The 22826-nt window shown below is 59.0% G+C and carries 14 protein-coding genes; 2 read left to right on the top strand and 12 right to left on the bottom strand.

Annotated elements, in window-relative coordinates; all coding sequences use genetic code 11:
* The first annotated feature begins 253 nt into the window (after window positions 1-253).
* Complete coding sequence (locus tag GPK89_RS11825; protein WP_215693392.1) at window positions 254-700, top strand: hypothetical protein; 447 nt, start codon at window positions 254-256, stop codon at window positions 698-700.
* A 179-nt stretch (window positions 701-879) separates the two neighbouring features.
* Here the strand turns inward: GPK89_RS11825 and pepF are convergent, their stop codons facing one another.
* The 4 genes from pepF to GPK89_RS11805 form a co-directional block, all read right to left on the bottom strand.
* Window positions 880-2682, bottom strand: coding sequence for an oligoendopeptidase F (pepF, locus tag GPK89_RS11820; RefSeq protein ID WP_215693390.1), 1803 nt, complete (start codon window positions 2680-2682; stop codon window positions 880-882).
* A gap of 46 nt (window positions 2683-2728) precedes the next feature.
* On the bottom strand, window positions 2729-3079 hold the full coding sequence (locus GPK89_RS11815; RefSeq protein ID WP_215693388.1) for an arsenate reductase family protein: 351 nt from the start codon (window positions 3077-3079) through the stop codon (window positions 2729-2731).
* 134 nt (window positions 3080-3213) lie between these two features.
* Window positions 3214-6936, bottom strand: a complete 3723-nt coding sequence (rpoC, locus tag GPK89_RS11810; RefSeq protein ID WP_215693386.1) for a DNA-directed RNA polymerase subunit beta' — start codon at window positions 6934-6936, stop codon at window positions 3214-3216.
* Between the two features lie 46 nt (window positions 6937-6982).
* Entirely contained in the window at window positions 6983-10807 is a 3825-nt protein-coding gene (locus GPK89_RS11805; RefSeq protein ID WP_215693384.1) for a DNA-directed RNA polymerase subunit beta, read from the bottom strand.
* A 486-nt stretch (window positions 10808-11293) separates the two neighbouring features.
* Here GPK89_RS11805 and GPK89_RS11800 point away from each other — a divergent pair, with 486 nt between their 5' ends.
* Complete coding sequence (locus GPK89_RS11800) at window positions 11294-11932, top strand: YczE/YyaS/YitT family protein (protein WP_215693382.1); 639 nt, start codon at window positions 11294-11296, stop codon at window positions 11930-11932.
* Window positions 11933-12021: 89 nt separating this feature from the next.
* On the opposite strand, the gene GPK89_RS11795 is transcribed toward GPK89_RS11800, so the two are convergent.
* The 8 genes from GPK89_RS11795 to GPK89_RS11760 all read right to left on the bottom strand — a co-directional run bounded on the left by GPK89_RS11795 (window position 12022) and on the right by GPK89_RS11760 (window position 22770).
* Complete coding sequence (locus GPK89_RS11795; RefSeq protein ID WP_215693380.1) at window positions 12022-13401, bottom strand: sodium-dependent transporter; 1380 nt, start codon at window positions 13399-13401, stop codon at window positions 12022-12024.
* A 145-nt stretch (window positions 13402-13546) separates the two neighbouring features.
* Window positions 13547-15013: a zinc ribbon domain-containing protein gene (locus tag GPK89_RS11790; protein WP_215693378.1), complete on the bottom strand. Its 1467-nt coding sequence runs from the start codon at window positions 15011-15013 to the stop codon at window positions 13547-13549.
* A gap of 185 nt (window positions 15014-15198) precedes the next feature.
* The gene (gene rpoD / locus GPK89_RS11785) at window positions 15199-16296 is read right to left on the bottom strand and encodes an RNA polymerase sigma factor RpoD (protein ID WP_215693376.1); all 1098 of its coding nucleotides are present in this window, start codon (window positions 16294-16296) and stop codon (window positions 15199-15201) included.
* Window positions 16297-16348: 52 nt separating this feature from the next.
* The gene (dnaG, locus tag GPK89_RS11780; RefSeq protein WP_215693374.1) at window positions 16349-18133 is read right to left on the bottom strand and encodes a DNA primase; all 1785 of its coding nucleotides are present in this window, start codon (window positions 18131-18133) and stop codon (window positions 16349-16351) included.
* Window positions 18134-18256: 123 nt separating this feature from the next.
* On the bottom strand, window positions 18257-19258 hold the full coding sequence (locus GPK89_RS11775) for a deoxyguanosinetriphosphate triphosphohydrolase (protein WP_215693372.1): 1002 nt from the start codon (window positions 19256-19258) through the stop codon (window positions 18257-18259).
* A gap of 153 nt (window positions 19259-19411) precedes the next feature.
* Window positions 19412-20029, bottom strand: coding sequence for an IMPACT family protein (locus tag GPK89_RS11770; RefSeq protein ID WP_215693370.1), 618 nt, complete (start codon window positions 20027-20029; stop codon window positions 19412-19414).
* A gap of 66 nt (window positions 20030-20095) precedes the next feature.
* Window positions 20096-20302, bottom strand: coding sequence for a 50S ribosomal protein L31 (gene rpmE, locus GPK89_RS11765; protein WP_078784264.1), 207 nt, complete (start codon window positions 20300-20302; stop codon window positions 20096-20098).
* 224 nt (window positions 20303-20526) lie between these two features.
* Window positions 20527-22770, bottom strand: coding sequence for a DNA gyrase subunit A (locus GPK89_RS11760; protein WP_215693368.1), 2244 nt, complete (start codon window positions 22768-22770; stop codon window positions 20527-20529).
* Between the last annotated feature and the right edge of the window lie 56 nt (window positions 22771-22826).

The following is a 22826-nucleotide window of genomic DNA, read 5'->3' as shown; positions in this document are numbered from 1 at the left end:
GAAAGTCTGTGCATAAAATAAGGGCAGCCGCGCTCCCCTTGCGCCGTGCCGGGCGCACCATATCTTGTATGTTTTGTCTATGCCGCAGAGACAAATATACATTATGCACAAAATGCAGCGTTCAGATTTATGATTTTGACGAGTCGATTTCTGTTGCATCCTGTTCCCCGTTTTGTTATAATGAGGATACAGACAAGTCCGGGGCGTCCCCGGGCGACACTTATCTGCCACATATTTTGAGGAGGTATCGATTATGAAAAAATTCCTTGCTGTTTTGATTTCCCTGTGCATGGTATCGCTGCTCGCTGTGCCTGTTTTTGCAGATGCCAACAGTGACTACATTGCCGCCGTGAAGGCTTATCAGGCCCAGATCGCCGCCAAAGAAGCCGCTTACACGGCGGCGGTCGATGCCTACGCCAAGAACGCAAAGGCAAAGGCTGACGCCGACAGCGCCGCGATTTTGAAGGCCGCCAAGGCTGCCCAGGCGAAAGCCGATGCAGATTGCCTGGCTGTCATCGCCGCTGGAAAAGCCGCACAGGCTCAGGCTGACGCCAGAGTAGCCGCCGTAATTGCCGCCGGCAAGGCCGCGCAGGCTTCCGCCGATCAGCGTGAGGCTGCCTACGCCAAAGCCGTAAAGGCATATCAGGATCAGATTGCAGCTCGTGAGGCCGCCTACATCAAGGCAGTTCTGGGCAAGTAACATCGCATACCTATTATTAAAGAGGAGCGCCCGCGGAGGGCGCTCCTCTTTTTGGTGTATTGCGCCTGTAGGGGCCGGGCATGCCCGGCCCGCTCATGTAAGGTGAACAGGTGCCTGCCGGAGGGTTGCGGGCCGCACATGTGCGGCCCCTACATCTCTACCCGGTTGCAGGGACAGGCTTACTGCAGCTTCGCCAGTGTTGCCTCGGCGTCATCCAGGATGCGCTCAAACTTCTCGAGGGCCGCGTCCACGGGGGCCGGGGTGGCAAGGTCAACACCGGCGTGGCGCAGCTCGTCCAGCGGGTAGGCGCTTCCGCCCATGGACAGGAACTCCTTGTAGCGCTTGACGGCGGGCTCGCCCTCTTTCAGGATGCCCTCGGACAGAGCCACGGCGGTGGAGTAGCCGGTTGCGTACTTGTAGACGTAGAACGGGCGGTAGAAGTGCGGGATGCGCGCCCACTCGTACTGGATCTCGTCGTCGATGACCATGTCGTCGCCGAAGTAGTCAGTGACCAGGCGCTTGTACAGGGCGTTCAGGGCGGCGGCGTTCAGGGCCTCACCGCGCTCCACCATAGCGTGGGCCTCGCGCTCGAACTCGGCAAACATCGTCTGGCGGTAGACGGTGCCCTTGAAGTTCTCGAGGTACTGGTTCAGCAGGTACAGGCGGGTCTGGGGGTCGTTCTCGTTCTGGAGCAGCTGCTCAATGAGCAGGTTCTCGTTGACGGTGGACGCGACCTCGGCGACGAACAGCGTATAGTCCGCGTACTGCGGCGGCTGGTGCTGGCGGGATCGCCAGCTGTGGATGGTGTGGCCCATCTCGTGCGCCAGGGTGGAGACGCTGTCCAGCGTGCCGCTGAAATTCAGCAGGATATAGGGGTTGGAGTCATAGCAGCCGCCGGAGTAGGCACCGCCGCGCTTGCCGCGGTTGGGGTAAACGTCGATCCAACGCTCAGCGTATGCCTTGCGGACAGTTTCCTGGTAGTCTTCGCCCAGGGGGGCAACGGCTTTCAGCACCATTTCCTGCGCGGTCTCGTAGGTGTAGGATTTTTTCAGGTCGCCGACCAGCGGGGCGTAGACATCGTAGAAATGCAGCTCATCAACGCCCAACATCTTTTTGCGCAAGCGGACATAGCGGTGCATGGCGGACATATGCTTGCGGACGGTCGCAATGAGGTTGTCATAGACCTCGGCGGGCACGTTCTCCCCTGCCATAGCCATGGCGCGGGAGGACGGATAATTGCGGGCAGCAGCCTCGGCGGTGGCGGCCTTGATGGCGCCGCTGTACATGGCCGCGAAGGTGTTGATGTGCTCGCGGTAGCTCTTGTAGTAGCTGTGGAAAGCGTTCTCGCGCAGAACACGATCGGTGCCCATTTCCAGAGGCACAAAGTTGGAGCCGGTGACCTCGACAGTCTCTCCTGCGCCGTTCTTGACGGCATCAAACAGCAGGTCGGCATCCTCCAAATTGTGGTAGGCCTCGGAGGGCGCGGACATGACTTCGCCAAAGCTGGCCAGCAGCTTTTCCTCAGCCTTGGTCAGGGTGTGGGGCTTGCTGCGCAGCAGATCCTCGAGGTTGAACTTGTAGTCGGCGACGGCAGGGTCGTTGACGATGGCGGTCAGCGTCTCCTCGGGCAGGGACAGGATTTCGGGCTGGGCGAAGGACAGGGCGGCAGCCATCTTGACATACTTGCTGCCGACGCGGGCATACATACTCTGGGCCTTGTCGTCGCGGGTGTCCTCGTCGTGGCGCTGGGAGGCATAGCAGTAGAGGCGCTCGACCTTGCGTCCCACCTCGGTGGAGGCATCGAGGTACGCACCGATGGTAACGGCATCGTTCAGTTTGCCAGCAAAGGCGGACAGACTCTCAATATCCGCGTCGAGGCTGGCGAGGGTGGCTTCCCAGGCGTCGTCGTTCTCAAACATCGGGGTCAGGTCCCACTGGAACTGCGTGTCGAGTTCGCTGCGGTCTTTTAAAATTTCAGCCATGGTTTTCTCCTTATTAATATGGTTTTGCAGAACAGAGGATATGCGTTTACAAAAGTGCCTTCTCCCATTCGGCGGGTTTGAAGCCGGGCAGGACGAAGTCGTCCGCCACCAGCAAGGGGCGCTTGACGAGCATACCGTCCGATGCCAGCAGGGCGATCTGCTCGTCCTCGGTCATGGTGGGCAGCTTGTCTTTCAGACCCAGATTTTTGTAGACAAGGCCGCTGGTGTTGAAGAACCGCTTAATGGGCAGGCCGCTTTGGGCGATCCAGGCACGCAGCTCGTCGGCGGTAGGATTATCCGCCTTGATATGGCGGGCGGTGTAGGCAATGCCGTGGTCGTCCAGCCATTTTTTGGCCTTTTGGCAGGTAGAACACGGCGGGTATTGCAGGAACAGCATGGTGTCACTTCCCTTTGCATGGTCTGGTTAATTTATTATAACCGTTTTACAAGTGTGTGTCAATCGTGGACGGATGGGCACCACCAAAAATGCCCCACCGCGGGTTAGCGGTGGGGCACTTTACTTTTTATGGATTAGTGGTCGTAGGCGGCTTCGGCAGCGTCACGGGCGATCTCTGCCTGGACCAGCTCCTCCTCGACCTCCGGCAGACCGGTACCGGCGGGAATGAGCTTACCGATAATGACGTTCTCCTTCAGGCCGGCCAGCGGGTCGACCTTGCCCTTGATGGCAGCCTCAGTCAGGACACGGGTGGTCTCCTGGAAGGAAGCGGCGGACAGGAAGGAGTCGGTAGCCAGGCTAGACTTAGTGATGCCCAGCAGCACCTGGCTGGCCTGGACCAGCTTGAGGTCGGTCTGGCCTGCGTCGATGCGTTTCTGAATTTCCTCGTTCACGATCATCACATCGCGGCGGTTGACAACGCCACCGTTCAGGAAGCGGGTCGTGCTCAGGCAATCCAGCAGCTTGGCAGCCTCGAGGCCTGCGTTGACGGCGGTCTCGGTAGCGCCCTCGATCTGGCCGTTCTTCTTGAGGGTATCCAGCTCGGCGATGATCTGATCAGCAGAGCCGACATCCTCCAGGCGAACCTTGCGCATCATCTGGCGGACGATGACTTCGATATGCTTATCGTTGATGTCAACACCCTGCAGACGGTAAACCTTCTGAACCTCGCTGATGAGGTAGTTTTGGGTAGCGATGGGGCCCTGGACGGCCAGGATATCCTGCGGATACGCATGGCCTTCGGTCAGCAGAGCACCCTTGGCGACCTCGTCGCCCTCCATGACCTTCAGGCGCTGGCCGAAGGGAATCAGGTAGCTCTTCGTGACAGGGGCGCCGTTCTCGTCCACGCCGGTAATCTCGGCATGGCGGCTCTTTTTGGTGTCGTCGATGTGGACAGTACCACCAATCTCAGTCATGATAGCCATGGCCTTGGGACGGCGGCTCTCGAACAATTCCTCAACGCGAGGAAGACCCTGGGTGATATCTTCGGCAGATGCGATACCGCCGGTATGGAAGGTACGCATGGTCAGCTGGGTACCGGGCTCGCCGATGGACTCAGCAGCGATGATACCGACAGACTCACCGACCTTGACGCACTGGCCGTTGGACATATTGGAGCCATAGCAGCGGGCGCAGACGCCGACATGCGCACGGCAGGTCATGACGGAGCGAATCTCCAGCTCGGTGATGCCGGCGTTGACGATCTTTTCAGCGTCGAACATATCCATCATCTTGTCCTTGCTGACGAGCAGCTCGCCAGTGGCAGGATCATGGACATCATGCAGGGAGTAACGGCCGTTCAAGCGCTCCTTGAAGCTCTCAACGACGGAGTTGCCCTCGCTGATCTCGCGGACCCAGATACCCTCGGTTGCGTGGCAGTCTTCCTCACGGATGATAACTTCCTGGGAGACATCAACCAGACGGCGGGTCAGGTAACCAGAGTCAGCAGTACGCAGAGCGGTATCAGCCAGGCCCTTACGAGCGCCTCGAGAAGAGATGAAGTATTCCAGGATATTCAGGCCTTCACGATAGTTGGCGCGGATAGGCATTTCCAGCGTCTTACCGGCCGTGTTCGCCAGCAGGCCGCGCATACCGGCCAGCTGCTTGATCTGGTCCATAGAACCACGGGCACCGGAATCGGACATCATATAGATGGGGTTGCGCTGGTGGTTCTTCTTCAGGTTGTTGCTCAGAGCCTCGGAGACTTCCTCTGTGGCGGCCTGCCAGATCTCGACCGTCTTGCGGTAGCGCTCCTCGTCGGAGATCAGGCCGCGGTTGAAGTTCTTCATGACCTTCTCGATCTTCTTGTCAGCGGCAGCCAGAATCTCCGGCTTTTCCTCGGGCATGATAGCATCGGGAACGGCGACGGTGATAGCGGACAGGGTGGAGTATTTGTAGCCCTGGGCCTTGATCTGATCCAGCATCATGGCGCAGGTCTTGGTGCCATGCTTGGTCAGGCAGCGGCTGATGATGTCGGGCAGGCCCTTCTTCGTCAGCTTGTCGCTCTTGCCGCCGGAAGCGATCTTCAGCGTGCGGGGGTTCATCTCGTAGTCGAACTTCGTTGCCGGGTCGGTGCGGTCGACATAGCCCAGATCCTGCGGGATGGGGTTATTGAAGATGATCTGGCCCATCGTGGTATCGACCAGACCGGTCTCCTCCACGCCGTCAAAGACCATCGTGCGGCGCACCTTGATGGGTGCCTGCAGGGTGATAAGGCCCTCAGAGTAGGCCATCATAGCCTCGGCTTCATCACGGAAGATCTTGCCGTGGCCCTTATCGTCGGGGTTGACCAGGGTCAGGTAGTAACTGCCCAGGATCATATCCTGCGTGGGCACGGTGACGGGCTCGCCGTCAGAGGGCTTCAGCAGGTTGCCGGAGGCCAGCATCAGCATCTTGGCTTCGCGCTGGGCCTCGGTGGACAGCGGCAGATGGACAGCCATCTGGTCGCCGTCGAAGTCGGCGTTGAAGGGAGTGCAGACCAGGGGGTGCAGCTTGATGGCACGGCCCTCGACCAGGACAGGCTCAAAGGCCTGGATGCCCAGACGGTGCAGCGTAGGTGCACGGTTCAGCAGGACCGGGTGGCCCTTGATGACGGTCTCGAGGGAGTCCCAGACCTCAGGGCGGGCGCGCTCGACCATCTTGCGGGCGGACTTGATGTTGTTGGCCTTCTCCTTCTCGACCAGGTCCTTCATGACGAAGGGCTTGAACAGCTCGAGGGCCATCTCCTTAGGCAGACCGCACTGGTACATCTTCAGCTCGGGGCCGACGACGATGACGGAACGGCCAGAGTAGTCAACACGCTTGCCCAGCAGGTTCTGGCGGAAGCGGCCCTGCTTGCCTTTCAGCATATCGGACAGGGACTTCAGAGCACGGTTGTTGGCACCGGTGACCGGGCGGCCGCGGCGGCCGTTGTCGATCAGGGCGTCCACAGCCTCCTGCAGCATACGCTTCTCGTTGCGGACAATGATGTCAGGCGCACCGAGTTCCAGCAGGCGCTTCAGGCGGTTGTTGCGGTTGATGACGCGGCGGTACAGATCGTTCAGGTCGGAGGTCGCAAAACGGCCGCCGTCCAGCTGCAGCAGGGGGCGCAGATCCGGCGGGATGACCGGGATGACCGTCATGATCATCCACTCGGGGCGCTGGTTGCTCTCGAGGAAGCTCTCAACGCACTCCAAGCGCTTCAGCAGACGGACGCGCTTCTGGCCGTTGGCATGCTCCAACTCTTCGCGCAGTTCTTTGCTCAGTTTGTCGAGGTCGATCTCAGCCAACAGCTTCTGGATGGCTTCAGCACCCATGCCGGCTTCAAACGTATCCTCGTACTTTTCGCGCATTTCCTTGTACTCGCGCTCGGTCAGCAGCTGCTTTTTCTCCAGCGGCGTGAAACCGGGGTCGGTGACAATGTAGTTGGCGAAATACAGCACCTTGTCCAGCTGGCGGGGGCTGATGTCCAGCATCAGGCCGATGCGGCTGGGAATACCCTTGAAGTACCAGATGTGGGAAACCGGTGCAGCCAGCTCGATGTGGCCCATGCGCTCACGGCGGACCTTGGCGCGGGTGACTTCAACGCCGCACTTGTCGCAGATTTTGCCCTTGTAACGGATGCGCTTGTACTTGCCGCAGTGGCACTCCCAGTCCTTGGTAGGTCCAAAAATGCGCTCGCAGTACAGGCCGTCGCGCTCCGGCTTCAGGGTGCGGTAGTTGATGGTTTCGGGCTTGGTGACCTCGCCGTAGCTCCAGGCACGGATCTGGTCCGGGGAGGCAAGGCCGATCTTAATAGAATCGAATTCTTTATTTTCCATTCAGCGAACCCTCTCAAATTCAATATGACACACGATACACTCTCAATCAGTCGTCGAAGGAATCAGACTCGATCGCAGCGAGGTCGTCAGCCGTGGGGCCTGCATCCTCGTCCAGATCATCGTCAAAGCCTTCGTCGGCATCCTTGACGCTGTAATCGTCCTGCAGCTCACTTTCGACCATGACGTTGTCGCCCAGGTCGTAGTCATTGTTCTCAAAGCTGCTGTCATCATCGTCAAACTCCTGACGCATATCGACGGCGTTGCCTTCCTTATCCTGCACAACGATATCCAGGCCCAGGCTCTGCAGCTCTTTGAGCATAACGCGGAAGCTCTCGGGGATACCGGGGCGCGGGATCGGCTCGCCCTTGACGATGGCCTCGTAGGTCTTGACACGGCCCACGACGTCGTCGGACTTGATGGTCAGAATCTCCTGCAGGGTGTAAGCGGCGCCGTAGGCTTCCAGCGCCCAGACTTCCATCTCGCCGAAGCGCTGGCCGCCGAACTGTGCCTTGCCGCCCAGAGGCTGCTGGGTGACCATGGAGTAGGGGCCAGTGGAACGTGCGTGAATCTTATCGTCAACCAGGTGATGCAGCTTGAGGTAGTACATATAGCCTACCGTGACCTTGTTGGGGAACTGCTCGCCGGTACGGCCGTCGTAAACGGTGGTCTTGCCGTCGTCGGTCAGGTCGATCTTGGAGAAGTCGATGACGTGGCCCTTCTCGCCCATCAAGCGGTCGAGGTGGGTCGGGTACTCGGGGGCGTTCTCGCCATGCCACTTTTCGCGGGCCTCGGCGAAGCAGTCACGCAGGTCGGACTCGTGTGCGCCGTCGAAAACGGGGGTCTGGACCTTCCAGCCCAGCGCCTTGGCGACATAGCCCAGGTTGACTTCCAGCACCTGACCGATGTTCATACGGGAAGGAACGCCCAGGGGGTTCAGCACGATGTCCAACGGGGTGCCGTCGGGCAGGAAGGGCATATCCTCCTGCGGCAGGATGCGGGAAACAACGCCCTTGTTGCCGTGACGACCGGCCATCTTATCGCCGACGCTGATCTTACGCTTCTGGGCGATGTAGCAGCGCACGCACATACGCACGCCGGGCTGCAGCTCGTCGCTGTTCTCGGGGGTAAAGACCTTGACGTCAACAACGATGCCGTAGGCACCGTGGGGCACGCGCAGGGAGGTGTCACGGACTTCGCGGGCCTTCTCGCCGAAGATGGCGCGCAGCAGGCGTTCCTCGGCGGTCAGCTCGGTTTCGCCCTTCGGGGTGACCTTGCCGACGAGGATGTCGCCGGTCTTGACCTCAGCACCGATGCGGATGATGCCGCGGTCGTCCAGATCTTTCAGAGCGTCGTCGCCGACGTTCGGGATATCGCGGGTGATTTCCTCAGGTCCGAGCTTGGTGTCGCGGGCCTCGGTCTCGTACTCTTCGATATGGATGGAGGTGTAGACATCCTCGCGGACGAGCTTCTCGTTCAGCAGAACGGCGTCCTCGTAGTTGTAGCCCTCCCAGGTCATGAAGCCGACCAGGGCGTTCTTGCCCAGGCTGATCTCGCCGTTGCGGGTCGCGGGGCCGTCCGCCAGCACGTCGCCGGCCTTGACGGTCTCGCCCACGTTGACGATGGGGCGCTGGTTGTTGCAGTTGCCCTGGTTGGAGCGCATGAACTTGATGAGTTCGTAGGTATCGGCAGAACCGTCTGCGCAGCGGACAACGACCTTTTCAGCATCCACATACTCAACCGTGCCGTCGTGGGCGGCCAGGACGCAGACACCGGAGTCGGTTGCAGCCTTGTACTCCATGCCGGTGGCGACCAGCGGCTGCTGGGTGACCATCAGAGGCACGGCCTGGCGCTGCATGTTGGAGCCCATCAGAGCACGGTTACAGTCATCATTCTCCAGGAACGGAATGCAGGCCGTAGCGACGGAAACCATCATGCGGGGAGAAACATCCATAAAGTCGACCTGAGAGGCCTCAAACTCCTGAATGTCGTTGCGGTGACGGCCGGAAACGCGGGTACGGACGAAGTGGTTGTTCTCATCCAGCGGCTCGTTGGCCTGGGCGACGATGTACTCGTCCTCCTCGTCGGCGGTCATATAGATAACTTCATCGGTGACGGTGCCGGTAGCCTTGTCCACCTTGCGGTAGGGGGCCTCGACAAAGCCGTACTTGTTGATCTTGGCGTAGGTAGCCAAGTAGGAAATCAGACCGATGTTCGGGCCTTCAGGCGTCTCGATGGGGCACAGACGGCCATAGTGGGTGTAGTGAACGTCGCGGACCTCGAAGCCTGCGCGGTCACGGGACAGACCGCCGGGGCCCAGAGCGGACAGACGACGCTTATGGGTCAGCTCGGCCAGGGGGTTGTTCTGGTCCATAAACTGGGACAGCGGGCTGGAACCGATGAACTCCTTGATGGCGGCGACGACCGGGCGGATGTTGACCAGGCTCTGCGGGGTGATTTCGCCGTTCTCCTGGTTCTGCAAGGTCATGCGCTCACGGATGACGCGCTCCATGCGGGAGAAGCCGATGCGGAACTGGTTCTGCAGCAGCTCACCGACGCTGCGAACGCGGCGGTTGCCCAGGTGGTCGATCTCATCGGTGGTGCCGATGCCGTGATCCAGGCCCAACAGGTAGTTGACGGAAGCGAAGATGTCATCGACGGTGACGGTGCGGCTGATCAGAACATCGTGGTTCTGGCGCAGCAGCTCCTTCTGCTCTTCCACGTCAGAGGTGGTGTCGAGGATCTTGCGGATCTCGGCGAAGTTGGCACGCTCGTTGACACCGGCCTCGGCCTCAACGTCAAAGCTGAAGAAATTCTGGGCGTTGACGCAGCCGTTGGAAATGACGATGAACGGACGCGGCTCCTCGCCCTTCTTCTCGACCAGGATGACGACGCGGGTGACACCGGCGTTGTCGATTTCCTCAGCCTTGGCCATGTTGATCTTCTCGCCCTTGGCGGCCAGCAGCTCGCCGGTCAGGGGGGCGATGATATCCTCAGCAGCCTTGTAGCCGGCAATGCGACGGGTCAGGCTGAGCTTGTTGTTCATCTTGTAGCGGCCGAAACGAGCCAGGTCGTAGCGGCGCGGGTCGAAGAACAGGTTGTTCAGATGGGCGCGGGAGTTCTCGACCGTCGGGGGCTCACCGGGGCGCAGCTTGCGGTAAACCTCCAGCAGGCCTTCCTCGGTGTTGTGGGTGATGTCCTTCTCGAGAGAGGCGTTGATCTTCGGCTCAGAGTCGCCGAAGAACTGCTTGATCTGCTCATCGGTGGACAGGCCCAGGGCACGCAGCAGCGTGGTGACCGGCAGCTTGCGGTTCTTATCGATGCGGACATAGTACACATCGGAGGAATCCGTCTCATACTCCAGCCATGCGCCGCGGTTGGGGTTCATGGTGGCGGTAAACAGGTCCTTGCCGGTACGGTCCTTGCTGGAGCCATAGAAAACACCGGGGGAACGGACCAGCTGAGAGACGATCGCACGCTCTGCACCGTTGGAAATAAAGGTGCCGGCATCGGTCATGAGCGGGAAGTCGCCCATGAAAATCTCCTGCTCCTTCACCTCACCGGTCTGCTTGTTGAACAGACGGGCAGTGACGTACAGGGGTGCCGCATACGTGGCATCCCGCTCTTTACATTCTTTAATAGAATATTTGGGGTTCTTGTCCAGCCGATAATCAACGAACTCCAGCACCAGGTTGCCGGTGTAGTCCTCGATCGCGGCAATGTCGTGGAAAACCTCGTGCAGGCCTTCCTCCAGGAACCAGTTGTAAGAGTTTTTCTGGATCTCGATCAGATTGGGCATACCAATCACTTCGTTGATGCGGGAAAAGCTCATGCGGGTCGTTCTGCCGTTTTGTACGGGCTTGACCTTTACCATAAAACGCGACCACTCCTATTCCATAGATTGACAAAGTTGGCGAAAGCGACCCGAAAGCATACTGTGAAAATGCGGCATATTCGTCGTTTTTCACAAACTTTTCGATTTTGCAGATTTCGCAAAATCCCTTTAGGGCGCTCTATTCCATTTTTGTGATACTGTATTAGTATACAGGGTAAAAGGCTTGCTGTCAAGGTTTTTTCGGCTTTTTTATGAAGTTTTTTCTTTGCGTCGAACGCCCGGGCCAGTGTAACAAAATTTCAGCAATTTGCTGATTTTGCACCGTTTCCCCGCACTTGACAAATCCGGCGTAGCGGTTACACCTGCCCGTTTCGGCAGTTTTCACAAGGTTAGGTGTGATATTTTAAACAGGTTTACCCTTGACAAAGGGGTGCATTTTACGGGATAGTTATTATAAATAACTCCATAAGGCTCCCCTTGAGGGGAGGCTTCAAGTCAGGCGATACAGAAAAGGAAGTTTTGCATATGAATATTCTCGGTCAGAAAATCAGCCTGCGCCGCATCCTGGGTATGATTGCAGGCGTGGTCATTATCGGCATCGGCATTGCGGTGTTCAAGTTTTCGCACCTGGGGAACGACTCCATCAGTGCGCTGAACCTGCGGCTGGCGGAGTTGGTCGGCCTGCCGTTCAGCATCGAGAATGTGCTCATGAACCTGTTCCTATTTATACCGCAGCTGATTTGGGGGCGGCGGTACATCGGGCTGGGCACCATCATCAACAGCTTTTGCATCGGGTTTATTGTGACATTCACGAACGACGCGCTTGTCCGGGTGTTTGGCACGGCGGACACACTCCCTGTACAGCTGGTTTGGGTGGCCGTGGGTGTGCTGGTGGTGGCGTTTGGGTGTTCGCTGTACCAGACGGCCGATTTAGGTGTTGCGCCCTATGACGCGCTCTCGCTGATGATGGCCGACCGCCTCCCTGTTCCCTACTTCGGCTGCCGTGTTTTCACCGACGCGCTGTGCGCGGTCATCACATTTGTGTCGGGCGGTCTAATTGGTCTGGGCACACTGATCTGTGCGTTTGGGCTGGGACCGTTCGTGCAGTTTTTCAGCAAAAATTTCTCGGAGAAAGTTTTGCGGTACAGCCCGGCAAAAAAGTAAGCGGCTGCGGAAACGTTCCCGGGCCGTCGAGGACGCCGACCCCTACAACAAGAAAAGCCTTCCCCTGTGGGGGAAGGCTTTTTTTGTTGTCACATCTTAATGATTCCAAACGCGTTGGCTACCGAGCTGGCCAGGATGATGGCGGCAAAAATTGGGCAGAGCCAGCGGATCATGAAGGCAAAAATCCTCTTGCGGCGGAAGGGCTGACCGTCCGTCTCGACCTCCTGCTCGATTTTCTCCACGCCAATGACGCGAGAGACAAGCAGGCAGGTAGCAATGGCCGCGATCGGCATCATGACCGAGTTGGTCAGGAAGTCGAAGAAGTCAAGGAACTGCATTCCGATGATGGTCACGCCCGCCAGTGGGCCATAGCCCAGGCTGGACAGCGTACCCAGCGCCACCATGATGACGCCGACAAGCACCGTGGATTTTTTGCGGCCCCAGCCCAGCTCATCCTCAAAGGTCGAGACAGCGCTCTCGGTCAGAGCAATCGAGCTTGTGACCGCCGCGAACAGTACGAGCAGGAAGAACAGCACACCGACGACTGTGCCCAGCCCCATGCTGGCAAACACCTTGGGGATGGTAATGAACATTAACGCCGGGCCTGCCTGTAAGGTGTCCGGGTCGCCGCCGGAGAAAGCAAACACCGCCGGGATGATCATAAGGCCCGCCATGATGGCGATGATCGTGTCAAAAATTTCAACGTGTTCGGTGGATTCCTCGATCGAGACGTCCTTTTTCATGTAAGAACCGAACGTGACCAAAATGCCCATAGCGATGGACAGCGAGTAGAACATCTGGCCCATGGCCGTGACCACGGTCATCCAGGAGAAGTTGTCCGGGTTGGGCACCAGGAAGTAGGCCACGCCCGCCAGCGCGCCGGGCCTCGTGATCGAGTAGACCGCGATAATGACCGACAGCACCACCAGCACCGGCATCATGATCCTGGAGACGCGCTCGACGCCGTTGCGTACGCCTGCAAAGATGATGCCCAGCGTGAAGAGCGCAAACAGCAGAAAGCAAATCTCCGCCGAGGCTCCGTCCGCAATGAAGGCGCTGAAATAGTCATCCTGTGCAAGGCCCTGGGCGTTGCCGCGCAGATACTCAAACAGATACTTGATGACCCAGCCGCCGATGACCGAGTAGTACGGCACGATCAAGACCGGGATAATGGCGTTGATCCAGCCGCCAAAGCCGAGAAAGCCGTTTTTCTTGCCCGGCTTGGCAAAGCTGCCGTAGGCGCTGACCGGGCTTTTGTGGGTCATGCGGCCCAGGGCGGTCTCAGCCATAATCATCGTGTAGCCGAAGGTGAGCGCCAGCACAATATAAATCAGCAGGAAAATACCGCCGCCGTATTTAGCCGCCAGGTACGGGAACCGCCAGATATTGCCCAGCCCCACCGATGCCCCGGCCGCCGACAGCACAAAGCCGAGTTTACCGGAGAAGCTGCTTCTGTTTTTTTCTTTCATGATTTTTCCTATTTCCCTCCGCATTATAGTTTTTTTGCACGTGAGCAAGTGTATCACATACAAGCACAAAATGCAACCCCATGGCAGCAAAACAGCCCCGCCGGGCAGGCGGGGCTGTTAGTTTCAGATTGGTGTCAGGCCGTTATCAGCCGACATTGTCCTGATGGTTGTAGTCCTCGACATTACGGGTGACAGCATTGCTGTACAGCTCGTCCAGGGTTTGGTAGCCATCGTAACTCCAGTACTTCTCCCACCAGCCATCATCGAGGCCGGTTTTAACATCGAAGCTCGCATTCGCTGTATAGTAGTCATCCAGACCACCGGCGATGTTGCCGTCGGCATCTTTGCTGACGTTCCTGAAAGCGATGTACCAGTAGTACGAAACATCTGCATCATAAACCTGGCCTTTATCATCCTCAAAGTGGTTATGCGAGGTCACCTGATAAGGCAGGATGATAACATCCTGATAAACACCGTAGTTATCCTTGTTTTTCGGGGTCAGGATGTAGTAGCCCAAGTAGCTCATCCCCTTGAGGGTGACGCACTCGCTGTCCCAAGACTTGGCAATGTATGCATTCAACACATCCTCGGCCTGGTTCTGCAAGCTAACCAACACGGAGTCGGTCAGTCCGTCCGTGCTCGTGATGTATTCCTTCAGTCCTTCCACCGTGTAGGTCTTTTCAGTGGCGGCGGGGATAGCGCCGTACTTCTCGATGCAGTCGCTGAAATCATCGCGGTTGCTGTGTACGGTCACGGTGACGGTGTCGCCGTTGGCGAGGTTATACTGCTCGTCCAGTGTATAGTACAAGCTCTTGGCGGCCTCGGCGGTGGGCAGGGTGTTGACCGTGGCGCTGCCGTCCGGGGAGATGCCGTCGAACTCGACCTCGACGCCGTCGAAAGCATCAAAGGTATTCACAGCAGTCAGGCCGGAGACCTTGTAGGTCACGTCGCTGCACTTGATCTTGACGCCGAACAGCTCCTCGGCTTCCTTCTTGGTCTGCTCGTTGACACCGTCCCAAGTGTAGGTGACAACATCGCCGTTGCTCAGGTTGCGGGTCTTGTCGGCGCTGCCGTCGGCGCAGTAGGTGACAAACAGGCTCGTCTCGCCGCCCTCATACAGGGAGCCGGCCAGGTTGCTGAGGCCGTAGGTGTCCTCCTCGTGGTTCTTCATCGCCTTCTGGAAGTTCTTGGCAATCTTTTTGCCGTAATCCTTTTCCAGCTTGTCGGTGTCGAACTCGACATCCAGCGTGCCGATGGAGTTGTAGCCCTCGGCAGACAGGGTGATGTACTTGTTCAGGTTGACGGTGGGCTTATGGGTGGCAATCAGCACACCGCCCACAACCACGACAGCCGCCACAGCGACCGGCACAGCCAGCTTCTTGGGGTCGATGGGTGCTTTGGGCGTCACCGTTGCGGTGGCCGCTGCGGACTGGCCGCCCATGGGCTGCTGTGCGCCCATGACCGGGGGCTGCTGCGGCGGCCGCACGCTTGCGCCGGGCTGGATGTTGAACGCAGGCTGACCGGCGGGCTGGTCAGCGGCGACCGGCTGGCCGCAGAAGGGGCAGAACTTCGTTCCGTTGGGGATATCGCGTCCGCAATGTACACAAATCATACTATTTTCCTCCTTGATTTTCAGCGGGCAGCGCCTTGTTGGGGGTGCTGCCTGCAGCCTTTCCTTGAAGAACTTTCTGTCATGATTCTACATCATCAGGGTGGAGTTTGCCACTCTTTTCGGATGAAACGTCGTTTTTGATGTATGAATAACCACATTCAGGCCCAAATACCGCAATTTGGGGCTTAATCCAGGAAGTCACGCAGTTTTTTGCTGCGGCTGGGGTGGCGCAGCTTGCGCAGGGCCTTGGCCTCGATCTGGCGGATACGCTCACGGGTGACGTTGAACTCCTTGCCGACCTCTTCCAGTGTGCGGGGGCGGCCATCCTCCAGGCCGAAGCGCAGGCGCAGGACCTTTTCCTCACGCGGGGTCAGGGTCTTGAGCACATCGGCCAACTGCTCTTTCAGCAGGGTCTGGCTGGCGGCCTCGGCGGGGACCGGGGCGTCGTCGTCGGGGATGAAGTCGCCCAGGTGGCTGTCCTCCTCCTCGCCGATGGGGGTTTCCAGGCTGACCGGCTCCTGAGCTACGCGCATGATCTCGCGGACCTTATCGACCGGCATATCCAGGCGCTCGGCAATTTCCTCGGCGCTGGGGTCGTGGCCGCACTCGTGCAGCAGCTGGCTGGACACCTTCTTGACCTTGTTGATAGTTTCGACCATGTGGACCGGGATGCGGATGGTGCGGGCCTGGTCAGCGATGGCACGGGTAATGGCCTGGCGGATCCACCACGTTGCATAGGTGGAGAATTTGAAGCCCTTGGTGTGGTCGAACTTTTCCACAGCCTTGATCAGACCCAGGTTGCCCTCCTGGATGAGATCCAGGAACTGCATGCCGCGGCCGACATAGCGCTTGGCGATGGAAACGACCAGACGCAGGTTGGCCTCGCTCAAACGCTGCTTGGCCTTCTCGCCCTCGGGGCCGCCGGCCTGAATCTTCAGCGCCAGCTCGGTTTCTTCCTCGGGGGTCAGCAGCGGCACGCGGCCGATCTCCTTTAAGTAAACTTTGACGGGGTCGTCGATGGTGATGCCGTCGGCGGTCAGGCCGTCCTCGTAATCGTCGGCGCCGTCATCCGGGGCGGCAACGGTGTCGTCCACCTCGACGGGGGTGTCGTCGATGACCTCAATGCCGTTGCTTTCCAGCTCCTCATAGAGCTTTTCCATCGCTTCGACTTCCAGGACGTTGCCGGCTTCTTCCATAGCGTCGCTGATTTCGGTGCTGGTCAGCTTGCCTGCACGGCGGCCGCTGTCGATCAGATTGCGGATGGGGTCTTTCTTTTCTGCCATAAGTAGGTTCTCCTTTTGGTTTTATATTGTTCAACAACGATGTGGGATGGCGTTATTCATCGGGCGTCGGCTGGTGGGCGCCCTTGCGCTTGCCGATATCGGCAAAGAAGTTTGCGAACTGGTCAGCGTCCATCTGCTTGACCTTTTCGCTGGCGGGCTTGGCGGTCTGCATACGGTCCAGGTACATATCAATATCCTGTCTTTGCAGGGGCGTACCGTGGTTCTGCGCCTGAGCCAGGGCAATCTGCCCGAAGGCCTTGTCGTCCAGCATCTGCTGCAAGGTCGTCAGGTTCAGCGGCAGCTGCTCGTCCACACAGCGGAAGATGGCGTTCAGCACCGTTTTCATTTCAGGGTCAAGCACCATCTCCATATCCAGGCGGCTGCGCACGTAGGGCACTTCCTCCGGCTTTTGCAGCAGGGCCGCGGCCAGCTGCCGGGCCGCACTGGCCGCGCCCAGGGCAGACTCGCCGCCGCTGGTGTAGGGCACACGGATATCAGCGGCAATGCCCTCTTTGGATAAATCGCGCTGTTCCTTGCGGTAATTGCGGCGCTCGGCGGTGCGCACCGCGCCCTGCATCTGGGATACGATGGCCTGTTTGGAGACGCCGGTCTCGTCGGCCAGCCGCCCGGCGTAGACATCCCGCGCCGTGGGGCTGACGCCGCGTTCGGTCAGAATGTCGATAGCCTCGCGGATGTAGCTCAACCGCCCATCGTCGCTGCGCAGGTCGTACTTGGATTTTGCCTTTTTCAGCTGGAACTCGGTGGGATTGGCCGTGCCGTTCAAGAGCATTTCAAACCGCTCACGGCCATATTTTTTGATGAACTCGTCGGGGTCCTTCGCGCCCTGGTAGCTTAACACGCTGACTTTCATCGGCGTATTGGCCATGATGCCCAGGCTGCGCTCGGTGGCTTTCTGGCCCGCCTCGTCGGAGTCGTAACTCAATACGACCTCGTCGGCGTATTCGCTCAGCAGCTTGGCCTGCTCGGCTGTCAGGGCCGTTCCGCAGGCACAGACCGCCGTGTCGAACCCGGCCTCGTGCATTGAGATAACGTCCATGTAGCCTTCGCAGAGGATGTAGCGCTTGGACTTGGATTTTTTTGCGACGTTCAGCGCAAACAGCGTGCGGGATTTGTGGTAAACCATCGTCTCCGGGCTGTTGATGTACTTGGGCTTAGAATCATCCAGCACGCGGCCGCCAAAGGCGATGATAGCCCCGCGCACATCGATGATGGGTACCATGACGCGGTGGCGGAAGATATCGTAGAGATTGCCCTTGGCGCTGCGCTTGACAAGGCCGGAAGTTTCGAGTTCGCTTTCCGAGAAGCCAAGGTGCTTTAAATAGTGCAGCAGGCCGACGAAATCATCGGGCGCATAGCCCAGGCCGAAGCGGCGGATGGCCGCGTCGGACAGGCCGCGCTTCTCTTTCCAGTAGCGGCGGGCCATGGCGGCCTCCGGCGTTTTGGCGTTGAGGTTCTCGTAGAAATACCGCGCGGCGCAGCGGTTGATTTCCAGCAGACGCTGGCGGGCACGGGATTCGCGGTCGTCCTCCTCGGGCAGGGGCATTCCGGCGCGGGAGGCCAGCTGTTTGACGGCCTCGACATAGCCGAGGTTATTGTACTTGCGCACAAAGCTGATGACGTCGCCCGCTGCGCCGCAGCCGAAGCAGTAAAAGCTCTGGGTGTCCGGGTAAACGACGAAGGACGGCGTTTTTTCGTTATGGAAGGGGCACAGTCCGGTGGCGGTGCGCCCGCGGCGGCGCAGCTGCACATACTGGCCGATGATCTCTTCAATATCATTGCGCCGCACGACTTCCTGTATGTATTCCTGGGGGATCATGGGTTGACTGCACCTCCTTGTCAGATTGTAGGGGCCGGGCATGCCCGGCCCGCGGTTTTCCCGCAATGCTGCGTCTGCCAATCTGTGCAGGGCCGGGCATGCCCGGCCCCTACGGCGCAGCGGTTACAAAACGTGCCATTTCTGCGGCACGAACAGTTCCTCAAACAGGCGTGTGGCAAACTCATCGCTCATGCCGCTGATGTAGTCGGTCACGGCGCGGTCAACGCCCTCGTTGTAGGCGATCTGCATATAAAAATTTGGCATCAGGGCCGGTTCGTCGCTCAGGCGGGTGTACAGTTCGCTGATGAGCTTGTCCACCTTTTTTTCCTCGCGCTTGGCCTCCTTGTCAACGTAGACCGTTGAGTACATGAAGTCCTTCAAAATCGCGTAGGCGGCCTCGACCTCGGGCGAAAAATTGATCTGCCCTTCCCCGCTGTGGACGATCAGATCGGTTATCATCGTCGTGATGCGCTGGGATTTCGTCGCGCCCAGCACGGCGGTAGCTTCGGGCGGCAGCTGGCGGGCGTCCAGCACACCGGCGGTGATGGCGTCCTCGATGTCGTGGTTCAAAAATGCAATGTGGTCGGCGCGGCGCACAACGCAGCCCTCCGGTGTGCGGGCCCACGCGCCCGACGTGTGGGTCACGATGCCATTGCGCACCTCCCAGGTCAGGTTCAGGCCCTGGCCGTCGCGCTCTAAGTAATCCACCACCCGCAGGCTTTGGCGGTAGTGGGTAAAGCCGCCCGGGCACAGCCGGTTCAGCGCCCGCTCCCCCGCGTGGCCGAAGGGCGTGTGCCCCAGATCATGGCCCAGGGCGATGGCCTCGGTCAAATCCTCGTTCAGGCGCAGAGCGCGGGAGATCGTGCGGGCGATCTGGGAGACTTCCAGTGTGTGGGTCAGGCGGGTGCGGTAGTGGTCGCCCTCCGGCGAGAGAAAGACCTGGGTCTTTTGCTTTAGGCGGCGGAACGCCTTGCAGTGCAGAATGCGGTCCCGGTCGCGCTGGAAACAGGGGCGGATGGGGTCATCTTCCAACAGCGTGCGGCGGCCCAGGCTGTTTTCGCTCAACGTTGCATAACGGCTCAAGGTTCGGCGCTCGATGGCTTCGGTCTCTTCGCGGATCGTCATGGTATGTCCCCCTTTTTTACAGCTTCTATTTATAAATACGACAAAACTGCGGGAAACACTCTTTTTTTGTGGAAATTTTTTTGAAGTTTTTTCACGGCTGCGGGGGGCGGGACGTCGGGCGGGGCACCCTCACCCCGCTAGGGGCGCCGCAATTCAAAACGCCGCGTACTGTGCCTCGGAGATCTCCACCTCTGCGCCGCCGCGGGTCAGCTCGGTCAGGGCTGTAACAAGTGTGCCCTCCTGCCCTGCGGGCATACGCCAGCAGAGTGTCACGGCATCGTCAAAAATCGGCTCGTCCAGCCGTGTTTCTGCCGCCGCTATGATGCGCTGGGCCTGCTCAAACTGGGCGTAGGGCACGCGCAGGCGGCAGTCCACCACCAGCCGCATACTGACAAGCTCGGCATTCTGCAAAGCCCCCGACGCGGCGGCGGTGTAGGCCCGCACCAATCCGCCGGTGCCCAGCAGGATGCCGCCGAAATACCGCGTTACCACAACAATAACGTCCGCCACGCCCGCATGGCCGATGGTTTCCAGCACCGGCGTACCGGCGGTCTTGGCTGGTTCGCCGTCGTCGGAATACCGCGTGCGACCGTTTTGCAGCACATAGGCGTAAACGTTGTGCCTTGCGGTGCGGTTGGCGGCACGCACGGCGTTCAGCACAGCCAGGGCCTTTTCCTCGGTGTCGGCAAAGGCGGCGGTGGCGATAAAACGACTGCGCTTTTCCTCATATTCAAAGGTGGATGTGCCGCGGATGGTCTTGTAATCAGCCATAGGAAACCTCGCTGTATAGCAAAAAATACCCCGGATGAAAAACCATCCGGGGTACAAAAAACGGAATTACTTGCCAGACTTGGCGAAGCGGCGCTTGAAACGCTCGACGCGGCCACCGGTATCGACCAGCTTCTGCTTGCCGGTGTAGAAGGGATGGCACTTGCTGCAAACTTCGACGTGGATCTCCGGCTTGGTGTCACGGGTGTGAATCACGTTGCCGCAGGCACAAGTGATGGTGCAGTCCACATAGTTCGGATGGATGCCCTGCTTCATGGTTATTTCACCTCTTTCTCGATCATGATAAAAGGAGCCATACTCAATATATGTGCTCATCACAATCTCCGAATTGCGGCCACCAGCGCCCGCCATCCTGTGCGGACGGAGCAGCCATCTGAACGATTGCTGAAATATTTTAGCACAAAGCAAGCACAATGTCAAGCAATTTTGGAAATTTCACAGGAAACCTCGTTTTCCCCCTTGGGGGAAGCCTTTCGCGCTTACAGTGTCAGCTGCTCGGCTTTGTCGTCGTCTTTCAAAATGGCACCGGCGGCAGGCAGGGTCCGCACGCGGTAGCGCGGGGCGTCGTTTAGTTCCAGGCCCTCGGCCAGCGTCACGCGGGAAATCTTCGCGTTTTTCTTGAGCGCCACCACATTGACACCGGCGGTGTCGCGGGTCGCCTTCTCGGGAATCAGCGCACTGCCCACCAGCAGCAGGCGGTTGTTGCTGGTGAAGATAGCCAGCTCGGTTTCCTCGGGCAGATAGCGCATAAAAGCCAGCACGGCCTTGTCGCTGTACGCTTTCAGCAGCTTGCGCCGGTTCTGCTTCGTCTCATAGCTGGAAAGCGGCACTTTGGCGCACTTGCCGTTGTCGTAGAAGAAGAGCATCCAGCCTTTGTAGTCGGGCGTGACCACCATATACAGCGGCACTTCACCCTCCTCCATGCCGAGGGCCGAGGCCACGTAATCGCCCAAAACGCTCGCCTTGCTGTCGCCGAAGTCATAGGCGTGGGACTTGTAAACCTGACGATGGTTCGTGAAGAACAACAGTTCCACGCTGTTCGTGCTCTCGCAGGTGAACAGGACCTCGTCGCCGTCTTTCAGCTTCTGTTCACCGCTCATGCGCAGGCTCTGCGGCGTGATTTTCTTGAAGTAACCGTCCCGCGTGAAGAACAGATGCACCGGGTAATCCGGGATCTGCTGCTCCGGCTCCTCGCTCTCGGCGGCGGGGACTTCGTACATAATTTCGCAGCGGCGGGGCTTACCGTACTTCTTGGCGACGTCGGCCAGCTCTTTCATGATAATTTTGTTGATGCGTGCCGGACGTTTGAGGATATCCTCGAGGTCAGCAATGGCGTTTTCCAGTTCCTCAATTTCCTCGGTGCGCTTCAAAATATACTCGCGGTTCAAGTGGCGCAGCTTGATTTCGGCCACGTACTCGGCCTGCACCTCGTCGATGCCGAAGCCAATCATCAAGTTGGGTACGACCTCGGTTTCCTCTGCGGTATTGCGCACAATTTCAATTGCTTTATCGATATCCAGCAGGATAGCTTTCAAGCCTTTGAGCAGATGCAGGCGCTTCTGCTTGCCCTGCAAATCGTAGTAGGTGCGGCGGCGCACGCACTCGGCGCGGAAAGCGATCCACTCATTCAGAATGCTGCGCACCCCCAGCACCTTGGGCTGGCCCGCAATCAGGACATTGAAGTTGCAGGCAAAGCTGTCCTCCAAGGGCGTGGCCTTATACAGGCGGGTCATCAGCTTGTCGGGATCCTGGCCGCGCTTGAGGTCGATGGTCAGTTTCAGACCGTTCAGGTCAGTCTCGTCGCGCATATCGCTGATTTCGCGGATTTTGCCCAGCTTGACCAGCTCGGTGATCTTGTCCATGATGGCCTCAACGGTCGTCGTGGGCGGGATCTGGGTGACGTCGATGCAGTTGTTCTCTTTATCGTAGCTCCACTTAGCGCGGACGCGGACACTGCCGCGGCCGTTTTCCAGCACGTTCTGCATCTCGGCGGCATCGTAGAGAATCGTGCCGCCGCCGACGAAATCCGGCGCGGGGATGATTTCCCGCAAATCGGCCTGGGGGTCCTTCATCAGCGCGATCGTCGCGTTGCAGAGTTCTTCCAGATTGAAGGAGCAGATATTGGACGCCATGCCGACGGCGATGCCCAGCGTGTTGTTTGCGAGAATCGTCGGGAATGTGACGGGCAGCAGCGTCGGCTCGGTGGTCGTGCCGTCGTAGTTGGGCACAAAGTCTACGGTGTCCTTGTCGATATCGCGGAACAGTTCGTCGCAGACCGGCTCGAGCTTGGCCTCGGTGTAACGGGCGGCGGCGTAGGCCATATCGCGGCTGTACGCCTTGCCGAAGTTGCCCTTGGAGTCGACGAACGGTACGAGCAGACTCTCATTGGAGCGGCCCATGCGAACCATCGTGTCGTAAATCGCAGCGTCGCCGTGGGGGTTCAGGTGCATGGTGCTGCCCACGATGTTGGCGCTCTTGGTGCGGTTGCCTTTCAGCAGGCCCATCTCGTACATCGTGTAGAGCAGCTTGCGGTGGGCGGGCTTGAAGCCGTCGATCTCCGGCAGTGCGCGGGAGACGATAACGCTCATCGCATAGGGCATATAGTTGGTTTCCAGCGTGTCGGTGATGGCGGATTCCAGCACCTCGCCCGCTGATAAAATCTCGACGTTATCGCCCAGCTGCGGGCGCGCCGGGGTCAGCTTTTTTTCTTTTTTTCTTGCCATATGATAAAATCCTATATTTCACAGCTGCCCGGCAGGGGCCGGATATGTCCGGCTCC

This window comes from Gemmiger formicilis, from assembly GCF_018784445.1.
GTDB lineage: Bacteria > Bacillota > Clostridia > Oscillospirales > Ruminococcaceae > Gemmiger.
This window is presented reverse-complemented; position numbering and strand designations above follow the sequence as displayed.